The organism is Streptomyces mirabilis, assembly GCF_039503195.1.
GTDB lineage: Bacteria > Actinomycetota > Actinomycetes > Streptomycetales > Streptomycetaceae > Streptomyces > Streptomyces mirabilis_D.
In genome coordinates this window covers 7514339-7528801 of sequence record NZ_JBCJKP010000001.1, presented here as the reverse complement: position 1 = coordinate 7528801, position 14463 = coordinate 7514339, and the positions used below count along the sequence as shown (strand labels likewise).

Sequence of the window (14463 nt, the reverse complement as noted above, 5' to 3'; positions counted from 1 at the left end):
GGCGGGTGGCACATGAGTGCGAGCGGAACCGTCAGAAATCGAAGCCGAGCTGACCTTCGATCTCCGGACCGCTTCCGTCCGCCCAGCTGCGGACCTTCTTGAGGTGCCGCCACTGGGGCAGCGCATCAAGATACGCCCATGACAGCCGGTGGTACGGAGTGGGGCCCCGTTCCTCCAGTGCGGCCTTGTGCACCGGAGACGGATACCCGGCGTTGGCCGCAAACCCGAAGTCTGCATGGTCGACACCCAGTTCGGCCATCATTTTGTCGCGCTGAACCTTGGCGATCACCGAGGCCGCCGCGACGGCCACGCAGGACTGGTCACCCTTGATCACCGTGCGAACCCGCCACGGCGACCCGAGGTAGTCGTGCTTCCCATCGAGGATGACCGCGTCGGGGCGGACGGGCAAGGCTTCCAGGGCCCGCACCGCGGCCAGGCGCAGCGCGGCCGTCATCCCCAGGTCGTCGATCTCCTCAGGAGAGGCATGCCCCAGGGCGTACGACGTCACCCATTTCTCCAACTCCGCGGCCATCACGGTACGACGCTTGACGGTGAGGAGTTTGGAGTCGGTGAGGCCCTCGGGCGGACGGCGTAGTCCCGTGACAGCGGCGCAGACGGTGACCGGGCCGGCCCACGCACCACGGCCCACCTCGTCGACACCGGCAATGATCTTCGCTCCGGTCGTGGCGCGGAGGGAGCGCTCGACGGTGTGAGTCGGTGGTTCGTACGGCATGGCGCCCTCAGCCTACGCCGCCCCGAGCCCCTCGCGACACCCAGGTTTCGTCGTTGGTTCCTGGACCGTCGGGTCGTTGGTCCGCGGACGGTCGGGGGGCTGGTTCGTGCTGGTGGCGGCGCCATGGTCGCTCAGGGCCCCGCCCGTCGCAGCAGCGGGACCATCAGCTGGTCGATCATCTCCTCCAGATCCCGCTCACCCCATTCGCTCGCGCACACCTTCGAGCGATACATCATCATCGCCGGAATGACGTCGAAGACGTAGGAGTTCGCGGCGTCCGGTCGCACCTCTTCCCGCTCGATTCCGCGGTCGACGATCTCTCGCAGCAGATGCTTGGTCGGCTCGACGACCCCTCCGACGATCAGACTCTGAAAACGTTCCGCCTGCGCCACATCGCATTCGTGAAGCACTGAGCGCAGCGCGAATCCGGGCTGCGAGTACATCGCCTCACGCACCCGTCGGCACAGTTCCAGCAGGTCGTCCCGGACGCTTCCGAGGTCGGGGGCCTCCGTCAGGCTCGGCAGTCCGGCCTTCAGCGCGTCCGCGACGAGGTCCTCCTTGGACGGCCAGCGGCGGTAGACCGCGGCCTTGCCGGTCTGGGCCCGGGCGGCGACGCCCTCCATCGTGAGGCCGTTCCAGCCGACCGTACTGAGCTGCTCGAGCGCGGCGTCGAGGATCGCGCGTTCGAGCACGGCACCGCGTCGGCGCAGGGAGGCCGCCTGAGCGGGAGCGGCCGTCCAACGCGAAGTAACCATCTGAGTGTCTCCGTTGCGCATGGGGGAGCGGGGAGTTCGGGGAGAGCGGGCGGTCAAGTGACGGCGCGGGGCAGCGACTTCAGTGAACGCTTGCGTTCACTGTCGGGGACTCACTACCGTTGCCGCAACAGTGAACGCGAGCGTTCACTAACGCACCTGTGGGGGAACCATAGTGACAACCTCTCAAACCTCTCAGTTGATCCAGGATCCAAAGCCAGGAGCGGCCCGCCGGGAGGGACACCCCGGCATCGCACTCGCCGTCATCGCGGCCTGCCAACTCATGGTGGTACTCGACTCGACGATTGTGAACATCGCCCTCCCGCACATTCAAGACGCGCTCAAATTCAGCACGACCGACCTGACCTGGGTGATCAGCGCGTACACCCTCACCTTCGGTGGCCTGCTCCTTCTCGGCGGTCGCGCGGGGGACATCCTCGGTCGGCGCCGGGTCTTCATGACCGGCATCATGCTGTTCACGCTCGCCTCGCTGCTCGGTGGACTCGCCCAGGAGCCCTGGCAGTTGCTGGCCGCGCGGGCCCTTCAGGGCGTGGGTGGCGCGATAGCGTCGCCCACCGCGCTGGCGCTCATCACCACCACCTTCCCCGAGGGCCCGGAACGGAACCGGGCCTTCGCCGTCTTCGCCGCGGTCTCCGCGGGCGGCGGCGCCATCGGGCTGCTTGCGGGTGGCATGCTCACCGAGTGGCTCGACTGGCGCTGGGTGCTTTTCGTCAACGTGCCCATCGGTGTGCTGATCACCGTGCTCGCCCCCATGTACATCAACGAGTCCGAGCGCCATCCGGGGCGCTTCGACGTGGCGGGCGCGCTCACCTCGACGGCCGGTATGGCCTCCCTGGTGTACGGGTTCATCCGCGCCGCGGAGGAGGGCTGGCGCGACAGCCTCACGATCGGGTCGTTCGCCACGGCGCTGGTCCTGTTGCTGGGCTTCGCGTTCATCGAGACCCGGGCGAAGGAACCGATCACCCCGCTGAAGATGTTCGGCGACCGCAACCGCTCCGGCACGTACGTGATCATGCTCAGTCTGGCCGCGGCGATGTTCGGGATGTTCTTCTTCATCGTCCTGTTCGTACAGAACGTGCTGGGTTACAGCCCGATCCAGGCCGGTCTGGCGTTCCTGCCCGTGACGGCGGCGATCGGTATCGGAGCGGGGCTGTCGCAGCGGTTCCTGCCGGTCCTCGGGCCCAAGCCGTTCATGGTCGTCGGCTCCGCCCTCGTCGCGCTCGGGCTCGGCTGGCTGACCTTCATGAGCCCCGACAGCACGTACGTCGGCGGGGTCCTCGGCCCGATGCTGCTCTTCGCCTTCGGCATGGGCCTGAACTTCGTGACACTGACCCTGACCGCGGTCTCCGGCGTCGCCCAGCACGAGGCGGGCGCCGCGTCCGGACTCCTCAACGTCACCCAGCAGGTGGGCGGTTCGCTCGGTCTGTCCATCCTGACCACGGTCTTCGGCTCGGCCAGCCGGGACGAGGCGGAGAAGCAGCTGCCGAAGTTCCTGGCGAACGGCTCGCCCGAGCAGAAGGCGGAGTTCGCCAAGACCCACCAGCTGCCCGCTCCGTGGGGCCACGACGTGCTCGCCCAGGGCATCTCGACCGCCTTCGTCCCGGCCGTCGCGATGGCGGTACTGGCCCTGGCCACCGCCGCGCTGGTGATCCGCGTCCGCAAGAGCGACCTGGAGGCCCTCGCGGGCACGGCGGGGCCCGCCGCGGGCTGAGGCGGCCCGCCGAAGCTTGGCGGGATCCGCGGAGGCCGGTCCCCGGTCCGGGATACGGACGGCGAGGTCCACGGTCCGGCCGTCCGCAGCGGAACGGCACCCCGGGGCCTGGCCTTGCAAGCAGCTCTACGGCGCCAGGGGCGGCCCTCGAGGTCTTACGGCACCGAGGCCCGGACCCCCTGCCCGGAGGTACGGCAGGGGGTCCGGGCCTCGCAGTCAGCGGTACGGCAGCTTGTACGGCCCCGCGAGCGGCACCACAGGACCGGGGTGAGCCCCATGGGTCGCGGCGCGGCACCGAGGGCGAGCCGTGACGCGCTCGGTCCGACACCGGGAAGAACCATCAGGCCCGGGGGGTACGGCATCGCAGGCGGCCCAGCAGGACACCGCTGTACGGCGCCGACGACCGACCCGTGCGACGCGCTGCCCCACGAGCCTCGGGACGCACGGAGCCGCACCCGTGCCGCACGACGCCCACCCCGGCCCCTGCCCGGGCACCGCGTTCCGCAAGGGACTCTCCAGCGTCACCGAACCGTCCCCGCGGCCTATGCCCCCGCCCGCACCCATCCCGGCAGGCTCTCCGTCCGCTCCACCCACTCCCTTGGCGGCGCCCCCGCCTTGCCCGCGGCGATCACACCGCCGACGATGGCGCAGGTCGTGTCCATGTCGCCGCCCACCTGGGCGGTCGACCAGAAGCCCTCTTCGTAGTCGCCCAGGGCCCGGGCCGCGGACCAGAGCGCGAACGGCACCGTGTCGTGCGCCGTCGTACGCCGCCCGCAGCCCAGTACGGCGGCGACCGTCGCGGTGTCCCCGTAGTCGAGCATGTCGCGAGCGCGCCGCAGACCGGCTCCCACGGCGCTGCGCGGGACGAGCGCGACGACGCCGTCGAGCAGTGCCTCGGCACTCGGCGGGCTCGCCGGGTCGGCCGCCAGGGCGGCGGCCGCGGCGACGGCCATGGCACCCACGACGGCCTCGCGGTGCTGGTGGGTGGTGTACGCCGAGATCTCCGCCTGGTGGACCGCCTGCTCCGGGTCGTCCGCGTACCAGGCCCCCAGGGGGGCGATCCGCATCGCGGCGCCGTTGCCCCACGAGCCCTGTCCCTTGAAGAGGGCGGACGCCAGCGCCCGCCAGTCGCCCCCCTCCCGGATCTGCCCCAGCAGCCGGTTGACCGCGGGACCGTAGCCCCGGTCGACATCGTGGTGCTCGGCGAAGGAGCCGGCCAGCGCGTCCTGGTCGATGCGGCGGTGCCGGGCCAAAACGGCCACTACGGAGGAGGCCATTTCGGTGTCGTCCGTCCACCGCCAGGGGCCGGACGGCAGCTCGCGTCGCTTGAGCAGCGGGTAGTTCACGGGCACGAAGAACCGCGAGCCCAGCGCGTCCCCCACCGCGAGTCCACGCAGGCTGGCCAGGGCGCGGTCCAGGCGTCCGCCGGGAGAGGAATCAGAGGTCATCGCCCTGCCACTCTATCCCGGGGTCCCCGTACGACTCGGGTACGCACCAGCGTTCGAACGGACGGTCAAGCGTGTACTTCCCGTCGTCACCGAGGACGAGCATCCGCATCTCGGCGTTCCCCGGATTCGACAGCGATTCGAACTCCGCGACCGTCCAGTGGAACCAGCGCATGCAGAACAGCCGCATGGCAAGGCCATGGGTCACCAGGAGCACGTTCGACGGGTGGTCGGGGGCCTCGAAGCTCCGGTAGAGGCTCTCCAGGAAGCCGCCGACCCGGTCGTAGACGTCGGCGCCGGACTCGCCCTGCGCGAAGCGGTAGAAGAAATGCCCGTAGGCGTCCCGGTAGGCCTTCTGGAGGCGTACGTCGTCGCGGTCCTGCCAGTTGCCCCAGTCCTGCTCGCGCAGCCGCGGCTCCTCGCGCACCCGTATGAGCTCGGGGTCGAGGTGGAAGGCGCGGAGCGTCTCGTGCGTACGGCGGTAGGGCGACACGTACACGCTTACGCGCTCTCGCCCGAAGACCTCCCGCAACCGTTTTCCCGTCTCCTCCGCCTGCTGCCACCCCTTCTCGGTGAGCGGCAGAGCGTGGTCGGGCTCGCGTTCATAAACGGTGTCATCGGCGTTGCCCGCTGACTCGCCGTGCCGGACAAGGACGATACGCCGTGGTCGAACCATGCCAAGACCCTAAAACGGCTGACGGCCGATCGAGCACTCGTACGGGCTCCATACGGCGTAGGTCACATGTTCTCCGCGCGGATCACACCCGCGGACGGCACTCCGGTCAGACCGTCCACGAGGGCTCCAGCGCCACTATGTCGCCGGTCAGGGCCGCGACGTCGGCCTCCGTCTGGGCGCGCAGCGCGAGCCGTTCCACCCGCTCCGCCCGGTACTTACCGTGTTCGGCGGCCGACTGCCACATGGACAGGATCAGGAACTCATGGCCCGGCGCCTCACCGAACAGGCCCCGCACCATGCCGGGCGAGCCCGCCATCGCGGGATTCCAGACCTTCTCCTGCATCAGCGCGAAGTGTTCGGCCCGTTCCTCGTGGATGCGGCAGTGGGCCACCCGCAGCAGGTCGGCGTCCGTGAAGCGCGGCTCGAAGCCGGTCTTCACATCGAACCGGTGATCGAATAGTTTGGCCTGCGCGTCCTTGAAGGTCCCCGACTGGGCAGCCGCGAGCCGGTCGTGCGAACGGGCCATGAAGGAGTCGTAGAAGGCACGGCTCTCCCAGAAGGCGAAGATGTGCGCCACCCCGGGCCGCCCTCGGCTCCAGCCCCCGCCCTGCCCCCGGAATCCCGGCTCACCCAGCAGCCCCGCCCACTTTCGCTGCCCCCGCTCGAAACCGCGGCGGTCCACCACGGTGCAGCGAATCCACTTGACCAGCACCGCGCCATCGTAAGGCCACGGAGCGTGGCGTCGGTCACGCTCCGGCGGAGTGCACCCGCGCGAGCGCCCCCGCGCGCGTGGCACGATGGACAACCGGCCTTGACAACAGAGCAGTTGAGGGCTGAAGAAGATGGGGAACGGGGAGGGGGAGATCCAATGACCGGTCTCAACAAGGGCATCCGCAAGGTCGAGCTCGCGGTGAAGTGGGACCCGAGTCCCGTCGGCGAGCCCGCGACCGACCTCGACATCATCGCGGCGACGTACGTGGCCGCCGATCCGTACGGCATTCCCGCCTATGTGGTGCACTTCGACAGCCGCTCCCCGGACGGCACCATCTACCTCAACCGGGACAGCAAGGACGGCAAGGGCTTCGGCTGGGACGAGGTCATGACGCTGGAACTCGACCGCCTCAACAGCGGCTACACGCGTGTGGTGGTGGGCGTACTCATCCAGCAACGTTCCGGCCACAAGTCGTTCGTGGGCGTCCTCAACCCGGGCCTGCGCATGCGGGAGGGCTACACCGTGCTGGCCGAGGACAACTTCGGCGGCGTCCTGGGGGCCACGGCCGCGACCGTCGGCGAGTTCGTACGCGACGCCTCCGGAGAGTGGACCTTCCATCCGGGGATCCATGGCTACGACACCGACCCGGCCGAGTTCCCACGCGTCATGGGCACGCGCCACGACGCCTGAAACAGCCCTCTCCGCAGGAGACGCCTGAAACAGCCTTCTCCGTAGCAGCGAGAAACGCCGAAGGGCGGCACGACCGGTGGTCGTGCCGCCCTTCAGGGTTTCAGGGCTTCGGTCAGCTGCAACCGCTGGTCGAGCCGCAGCCCTCGCAGATGTAGCAGGAACCGGCCCGCTGCATCTTCGTACCGCAGGAGAAGCACAGGGGGGCGTCCGCCTGGATGCCCAGCTGCATCTCCACCAGCTCGGCACTGGTGTGGGCCTGCTTCGGGGCGGGCTTCGCCGCCTCGACCTCGGCCTTCGGGGTAGCGACGGCCTTCAGCTCCTGCGCACGGGGCGCGGACTGGGCCAGGCCCTCGACGTCCATGTCGACGTCGTCGGACGGCTCGTAGGAGCCCGTCTCCAGGTGACGCTGACGCTCCTCGGCGGAGTGGATGCCGAGCGCGGAGCGCGTCTCGAAGGGCAGGAAGTCCAGCGCCAGGCGACGGAAGATGTAGTCGACGATCGACTGCGCCATCCGCACGTCCGGGTCGTCCGTCATGCCGGCCGGCTCGAAGCGCATGTTCGTGAACTTCGAGACGTACGTCTCGAGGGGCACGCCGTACTGCAGACCTACGGAGACCGCGATCGAGAAGGCGTCCATCATGCCCGCGAGGGTGGAGCCCTGCTTCGACATCTTCAGGAAGACCTCGCCGAGACCGTCGTCCGGGTAGGAGTTGGCGGTCATGTAGCCCTCGGCGCCGCCCACCGTGAAGGAGGTGGTGATGCCGGGACGACCCTTGGGGAGGCGCTTGCGGACCGGGCGGTACTCGACGACCTTCTCGACCGCGGTGCGGATGGTCTCCTCCGCCTTCGCCGTGACCTCGGTCTTCTCCTTCTCCTTGGTCTTGGCGGAGAGGGGCTGGCCGACCTTGCAGTTGTCGCGGTAGATCGCGAGCGCCTTGACGCCCATCTTCCACGCCTCGAAGTAGACCTCTTCGACGTCCTCGACGGTCGCCGTCTCCGGCAGGTTGACCGTCTTGGAGAGCGCGCCGGAGATCCAGGGCTGGATCGCGGCCATCATGCGGACGTGGCCCATCGCGGAGATGGAGCGCTCGCCCATGGCGCAGTCGAAGACCTCGTAGTGCTCGTGCTTGAGGCTCGGGGCGTCGACGACATTGCCGTTCTCGGCGATGTGGGCGACGATCGCCTCGATCTGCTCCTCCTGGTAGCCCAGGCGGCGCAGGGCCTGCGGAACGGTGCCGTTGACGATCTGCATCGAGCCGCCGCCGACCAGCTTCTTGAACTTGACCAGCGCGAGGTCGGGCTCGAGGCCGGTGGTGTCGCAGGACATCGCGAGACCGATGGTGCCGGTCGGGGCGATGACCGAGGCCTGCGCGTTGCGGAAGCCGTTCTTCTCACCGAGGTGCAGCACGTCCTGCCAGGCCTCCGTGGCGGCGGCCCAGATCGGCGTGTCCAGGTCGTCCACCCGGACGGCCACGGCGTTGGCGTCGGAGTGCTGCTTCATGACGCGCTGGTGCGGCTGCGCGTTGCGGGCGTAGCCGTCGTACGGGCCGACGACCGCGGCGAGCTCGGCGGAACGCCGGTACGAGGTGCCGGTCATCAGCGAGGTGATGGCACCGGCGAGGGCGCGACCGCCGTCGGAGTCGTACGCGTGACCGGTCGCCATCAGGAGGGCGCCCAGGTTGGCGTAGCCGATGCCCAGCTGACGGAAGGCGCGGGTGTTCTCGCCGATCTTCTGGGTCGGGAAGTCCGCGAAGCAGATCGAGATGTCCATCGCGGTGATGACCAGCTCGACGACCTTGGCGAAGCGCTCGACCTCGAAGGACTGGTGGCCCTTGCCGTCGTCCTTGAGGAACTTCATCAGGTTCAGCGAGGCGAGGTTGCAGGACGTGTTGTCCAGGTGCATGTACTCGCTGCACGGGTTCGAGCCGTTGATACGACCGGACTCCGGGCACGTGTGCCAGTGGTTGATCGTGTCGTCGTACTGGATGCCCGGGTCGGCGCAGGCCCAGGCGGCCTCGGCCATCTTGCGGAAGAGCGTCTTGGCGTCGACCTCCTCGATGACCTCGCCGGTCATACGGGAGGTGAGACCGAACTTGCCGCCCTCCTCGACCGCCTTCATGAACGTGTCGTTCACACGGACCGAGTTGTTGGCGTTCTGGTACTGGACGGACGTGATGTCGTCGCCGCCCAAGTCCATGTCGAAGCCCGCGTCACGGAGGGCGCGGATCTTCTCCTCCTCCTTGACCTTGGTCTCGATGAAGTCCTCGATGTCGGGGTGGTCGACGTCGAGGATGACCATCTTGGCCGCGCGGCGCGTGGCGCCACCCGACTTGATCGTTCCTGCGGAGGCGTCGGCACCGCGCATGAAGGAGACGGGACCCGAGGCGTTGCCGCCCGAGGAGAGGAGCTCCTTGGAGGAGCGGATACGGGAGAGGTTCAGGCCGGCGCCGGAGCCGCCCTTGAAGATCATGCCCTCTTCCTTGTACCAGTCGAGGATCGACTCCATGGAGTCGTCGACGGACAGGATGAAGCAGGCCGAGACCTGCTGGGGCTGAGGCGTCCCGACGTTGAACCAGACCGGGCTGTTGAAGCTGAAGATCTGGTGCAGGAGCGCGTACGCCAGCTCGTGCTCGAAGATCTCGGCGTCGGCGGGCGAGGCGAAGTACTTGTGGTCCTCGCCGGCCTTCCGGTACGTCTTCACGATGCGGTCGATGAGCTGCCTGAGGCTCACCTCGCGCTGCGGGGTGCCCACGGCACCACGGAAGTACTTGCTGGTGACGATGTTGACCGCGTTCACCGACCAGAAGCCGGGGAACTCGACGCCACGCTGCTCGAAATTGATCGAGCCGTCGCGCCAGTTGGTCATGACGACGTCACGGCGCTCCCATTCCACCTCGTCGTACGGGTGCACGCCGGGGGTGGTGTGGATGCGCTCGATGCGCAGTCCCTTGCTGGCCTTGGTGCCCTTGGCGCGGGAACCTCGTGCCGGACCGCTCGCCGTCTCTGTCATGCCGCCTCCCTGTATCGGGCTAAAACGCCCTGAAGTGCCACGTTCTTCCCATGGCACGGTGTGTGTCTGGTGCTGCGGGCGCCACTACGCGGCCGCCCGCAACAGGTCTTTGGTCGCCACCGCTGGGGGCCGATCCGAGTCGGCCCTTCCGTCAGTCGGCGGCGCTGGCGGGCACGGGGACCTGGACGGCCCCTCCGGACCCGCGGTCGCTTTCCGGGCGCTCCGCTTCCGCGGCCGCCACGTCCACCTCGCCCGCGTCTTCCTCGTCCGCGGCGGGGCGCTGCTTCGTCTCTTCCCTGAGTTCCACGATGGCGGCCTCGAAGTCCTCGAGCGAGTCGAACGCCCGGTACACGGACGCGAAGCGCAGATAGGCGACGAGGTCGAGTTCCTGCAACGGACCGAGTATGGCCAGACCCACGTCGTGGGTGGTCAGCTCGGCGCTCCCGGTGGCCCGCACCGCCTCCTCGACCCGCTGGCCGAGCTGGGCGAGCGCGTCCTCGGTGACCGGCCGCCCCTGACACGCCTTGCGCACGCCGTTGATGACCTTGGTACGACTGAAGGGTTCGGTCACGCCGGACCGCTTGACCACCATCAGCGAGCACGTCTCCACCGTCGTGAAACGACGGGAGCAGTCGGGGCACTGGCGGCGCCTGCGGATCGACGTGCCGTCATCGGTCGTACGGCTGTCGACGACACGGCTGTCGGGGTGCCTGCAGAAGGGGCAGTGCATGGCTCCAACCCTCCTTCACAGCACGACTCATAGACCTCGCGGGACCTCTCGGGCCCCTCGAAGCAGCCCCAAGCATAGGCGATGGCCGGAGGCTCGAAGACCCGGGGGACCACAACTTCTGGGCTGCTACAGCAATCCAACCACTAGATGTGGGGATCGACCCGTAAATTCACCCAGGCCACGCGTGTCGCGCACGTAAGGGCATGTGCCGCACGGCCATACCGATCCCGGACACACGGAGAGACCGTGGTCAGCGCGCGGAAGGGGGGCCGGTACCCGACTTACGGGGTGCCGGATGGCAGACTGGGCCGCGGCCCACATCTGTCGGCACGGTCATCGCCCCGGCGGTGAAGAGTACAGCAATGAGCCCTTTTGTCCGCCGGATGCATCGTTGGCTATACACCCAGACACATGATCACGACAGACAATCCGCGATTTTTCACTCGAACGTGTGTTTGGCGCAACCTTTCGAAAGCAACTACCGTTGTCCAGCAGGGAGACCATCGAGAGGGGCCGACGTGACCACCACCGCAGACAGTGCCACCATCACTGCCCAGGACCGCTCCCAGGGCCGACTCGAGCCGGTGCATGCGATGAACGAAGCCACGAATCATGAGGGGCCCAAGCGCTCCCTGCCAGGGCGACCTCCCGGCATCCGCGCCGACAGCTCGGGACTCACCGACAGGCAGCGCCGGGTGATCGAGGTCATCCGGGACTCCGTGCAGCGACGCGGCTACCCGCCGTCGATGCGGGAGATCGGACAGGCGGTCGGCCTCTCCAGCACCTCGTCGGTCGCCCACCAGCTGATGGCACTGGAGCGCAAGGGCTTCCTGCGCCGCGATCCGCACCGGCCGCGGGCGTACGAGGTCCGGGGCTCCGACCAGTCCTCGGCACAGCCCACGGACACGGCGGGCAAGCCGGCCGCGTCGTACGTGCCGCTCGTCGGCCGTATCGCCGCCGGTGGCCCGATCCTGGCCGAGGAGTCGGTGGAGGACGTCTTCCCCCTCCCCCGGCAGCTGGTCGGTGACGGCGAGCTGTTCGTCCTGAAGGTCGTCGGCGACTCGATGATCGAGGCCGCCATCTGCGACGGGGACTGGGTGACGGTCCGGCGCCAGCCGGTCGCGGAGAACGGTGACATCGTGGCCGCGATGCTGGACGGCGAGGCCACGGTGAAGCGGTTCAAGCGTGAGGACGGCCATGTGTGGCTCCTCCCGCACAACGCCGCGTACCAGCCGATTCCCGGCGACGAGGCGACCATCCTGGGCAAGGTGGTGGCGGTGCTGCGGCGCGTGTGACAGCACGCGCCGGGCGGCGGGACACCCCGCCCCGCCCTTGACCGGGCCCCGGGACCACCTGCGCCGGTTCCGGGGCCCTGTGCGTTGCCCTCCGGCGGTCAGGCGGGGGGAGTCGGCGGCGTGCGCGGTGTGCCAGAGATGGCCCGCCCCGACGAGACACGCCCCCGAGGGGATCTTGCTCCCGGGGGCTTCTACCCGCGGGGGGCAGGAGAACCGTCCACAGGCTCCGAGGGAAATGCGCGGGCGCCGAGCGATATACGCAGGCGCCGGGCCACACATGCGGTGCGCGGGTGCCGACCGATATGCGGGCCCCGGTCGGCATGCTCGGGAGACCAGCGACCTGTGCGGGCGTCGCGCGGCATGCTCGGGTGTCGGGGAGGATCGAAGGTGGCCCGGGACAGAGATCTCGAGCCTCAGAGCACACGCCCGACCTGGGGCCGCCCGCAGGACCGGTAGGTCGGGTGTGGCCGTCTGGGTGGTGTTGTTTGGCCGACGGGGCGTCCGAGGCGGAGCAACTCCGCCCGTAGAGGCACCCGGGCAGGCCCGCCTCGGGCCAAGTGCGCGGGTTCCCTCAGCCTGCCGCCGGAAGGACCTACGCCTCGTCCGTCTCCCCCGCCCCCACCGTCTCCTCCGCCTTCCGGGCCGCCGCGTCGATCGCGGTGAGCGACCTGCGTACCTGGTTGCGGTCCGTGGTGTACCAGAAGTCGGGGAGGGACGCCTTGAGATAACTGCCGTAGCGCGCCGTCGCGAGGCGCTGGTCCAGTACGGCCACCACGCCCCGGTCACCCGTGGCCCGTACGAGGCGGCCGGCGCCCTGGGCCATCAGCAGCGCCGCGTGGGTCGCGGCGACGGCCATGAAGCCGTTCCCGCCGTTCTCCTCGACGGCCTTCTGGCGGGCGCTCATCAGCGGGTCGTCGGGGCGCGGGAAGGGGATCTTGTCCATGACGACGAGCTGGCAGCTGGGCCCGGGGACGTCGACACCCTGCCAGAGCGAGAGCGTGCCGAAGAGGCAGGTCTTGGGGTCGGCCGAGAAGTTCTTGATCAGCTCGCCGAGCGTCTCCTCGCCCTGCAGCAGGATGGGGTACTCGGGGATGCGCGAGCGCAGCTCCTCCGCAGCGAGCTGGGCGGCCCGCATCGAGGAGAACAACCCCAGCGTGCGACCCCCCGCGGCCTGGATCAGCTCGGTGAGCTCGTCCAGCATGTCCCCACGGTCGCCGTCGCGCGCGGGGCGGGACAGGTGCTTGGCCACGTACAGAATGCCCTGCTTGGGGTAGTCGAAGGGCGAGCCGACGTCGACGCCCTTCCACTGCGGGAGGTCATCGCCCTCGGAGCCCTCCGGGGCGAGTCCCAGCGACGCCCCCACTCCGTTGAAGTCACCGCCGAGCTTCAGGGTGGCGGACGTCAGGACGACGGAACGGTCCGCGAAGAGCTTCTCCCTGAGGAGGCCGGAGACGGACATGGGAGCGACGCGGAGGGAGGCGCCGAAACGGTCATGCCGCTCGTACCAGACCACGTCCCACTCGGAGCCGTTGGTGATCCGCTCCGCCACGTCGTGCACCGCCTCCACCGAGGCGAGAGCCTGCTTGCGGACGGAGTCCTCGTCCTGGACGGACTTGTCGCGGGTGGAGCCGATCGCCGAGATCACCGTACGAGCGGCGTCGCGCAGTGCCATCAGCGCGTATCCGAGATCCTCCGGGATCTCCTCCAGGCGGCCCGGAAGAGCGAGCTCCATCAGCCGCTCGAAGCCCTCGGCGGCGGTCTGGAGCTGATCGGCCGCCTTCTCGTTGACCAGCTTCGCGGCGCGGCGCACCGCGCGGTTGACCTGGCCGGGCGTGAGCTCGCCGGTCGCGACACCGGTGACCCGGGAGACCAGCTCATGGGCCTCGTCGACGATCAGCACCTCGTGCTGCGGGAGGACCGGCGCGCCCTCGATGGCGTCGATCGCGAGCAGCGCGTGATTGGTGACGACGACCTCGGCCAGCTTGGCGCGCTCACGGGCCATCTCTGCGAAGCACTCCGCTCCGTAGGCACATTTGGTGGCGCCCAGGCACTCTCGGGACGAAACGGACACTTGGGCCCACGCGCGGTCGGAGACTCCGGGCGTGAGGTCGTCGCGGTCGCCGGTCTCGGTCTCGTCCGACCAGTCCCGCAGCCGCAGCAGGTCCTGGCCCAGCTTGCTGGTGGGCGCGGCCGCCTCGAACTGGTCGAAGAGGCCGTCCTCCTCGTCCTGCGGCACGCCCTCGTGCAGCCGGTGCAGACACAGGTAGTTCGACCGGCCCTTGAGCATCGCGAACTCCGGGCGGCGGCGCAGCAGCGGGTGCAGCGCGTCGACGGTCCGCGGAAGATCGCGCTCCACGAGCTGCCGCTGGAGCGCCAGGGTGGCGGTCGCCACGACGACCCGCTCCCCGTGGGCGAGCGCGGGCACGAGGTAGCCGAGCGACTTTCCGGTGCCGGTGCCCGCCTGGACCAGCAGGTGGGAGCTGTCGTCGATGGCACCCGCGACGGCTTCGGCCATGGTCACCTGGCCAGGGCGCTCCGTGCCGCCGACAGCAGTGACGGCAGCATGCAGGAGTTCGGGGAGTGAGGGCTCTGTCATAGCGTTGCCAGCCTACGGGGCGCCACTGACAATCGGGCGATCAAGGCCCGGCCTGCGGACGCGATCAGGACGAGAACGAGTACGGGACGGAT

Annotated in this window: 11 protein-coding genes; 3 read left to right on the top strand and 8 right to left on the bottom strand. The window is 69.2% G+C overall.

Annotation, left to right across the window (positions count from 1 at the left end; genetic code table 11):
- Positions 1-31 precede the first annotated feature (31 nt).
- Entirely contained in the window at positions 32-733 is a 702-nt protein-coding gene (locus AAFF41_RS34495; protein WP_054229885.1) for a ribonuclease HII, read from the bottom strand.
- A gap of 131 nt (positions 734-864) precedes the next feature.
- Positions 865-1488, bottom strand: coding sequence for a TetR/AcrR family transcriptional regulator (locus AAFF41_RS34490; protein WP_319748435.1), 624 nt, complete (start codon positions 1486-1488; stop codon positions 865-867).
- Between the two features lie 196 nt (positions 1489-1684).
- On the opposite strand from AAFF41_RS34490, the gene AAFF41_RS34485 reads away from it, so the two are divergent.
- On the top strand, positions 1685-3217 hold the full coding sequence (locus AAFF41_RS34485) for an MFS transporter (RefSeq protein ID WP_319748434.1): 1533 nt from the start codon (positions 1685-1687) through the stop codon (positions 3215-3217).
- Positions 3218-3759: 542 nt separating this feature from the next.
- Here the strand turns inward: AAFF41_RS34485 and AAFF41_RS34480 are convergent.
- From AAFF41_RS34480 to AAFF41_RS34470, 3 genes are all read right to left on the bottom strand, one after another.
- Positions 3760-4665, bottom strand: coding sequence for an ADP-ribosylglycohydrolase family protein (locus tag AAFF41_RS34480; RefSeq protein WP_343325154.1), 906 nt, complete (start codon positions 4663-4665; stop codon positions 3760-3762).
- Positions 4655-5338, bottom strand: a complete 684-nt coding sequence (locus tag AAFF41_RS34475) for a histidine phosphatase family protein (protein ID WP_319748432.1) — start codon at positions 5336-5338, stop codon at positions 4655-4657. Before AAFF41_RS34475 ends, AAFF41_RS34480 begins: the two co-directional genes overlap by 11 nt.
- A 106-nt stretch (positions 5339-5444) precedes the next feature.
- Positions 5445-6050: a YdbC family protein gene (locus AAFF41_RS34470; protein ID WP_319748431.1), complete on the bottom strand. Its 606-nt coding sequence runs from the start codon at positions 6048-6050 to the stop codon at positions 5445-5447.
- 156 nt (positions 6051-6206) lie between these two features.
- Between AAFF41_RS34470 and AAFF41_RS34465 the strand changes: the two genes are divergently transcribed.
- On the top strand, positions 6207-6740 hold the full coding sequence (locus tag AAFF41_RS34465) for a TerD family protein (RefSeq protein WP_319748430.1): 534 nt from the start codon (positions 6207-6209) through the stop codon (positions 6738-6740).
- Between the two features lie 112 nt (positions 6741-6852).
- On the opposite strand, the gene AAFF41_RS34460 is transcribed toward AAFF41_RS34465, so the two are convergent.
- On the bottom strand, positions 6853-9750 hold the full coding sequence (locus AAFF41_RS34460; protein ID WP_319748429.1) for a vitamin B12-dependent ribonucleotide reductase: 2898 nt from the start codon (positions 9748-9750) through the stop codon (positions 6853-6855).
- Between the two features lie 151 nt (positions 9751-9901).
- Positions 9902-10480: a transcriptional regulator NrdR gene (gene nrdR / locus AAFF41_RS34455; protein ID WP_343325153.1), complete on the bottom strand. Its 579-nt coding sequence runs from the start codon at positions 10478-10480 to the stop codon at positions 9902-9904.
- A 518-nt stretch (positions 10481-10998) separates the two neighbouring features.
- Here nrdR and lexA point away from each other — a divergent pair.
- Positions 10999-11775 (top strand): transcriptional repressor LexA, encoded by a 777-nt coding sequence (lexA, locus tag AAFF41_RS34450; protein WP_054229877.1) that lies wholly within the window; start codon positions 10999-11001, stop codon positions 11773-11775.
- A 592-nt stretch (positions 11776-12367) separates the two neighbouring features.
- On the opposite strand, the gene AAFF41_RS34445 is transcribed toward lexA, so the two are convergent.
- Positions 12368-14371 (bottom strand): ATP-dependent DNA helicase, encoded by a 2004-nt coding sequence (locus AAFF41_RS34445; RefSeq protein ID WP_319748427.1) that lies wholly within the window; start codon positions 14369-14371, stop codon positions 12368-12370.
- Between the last annotated feature and the right edge of the window lie 92 nt (positions 14372-14463).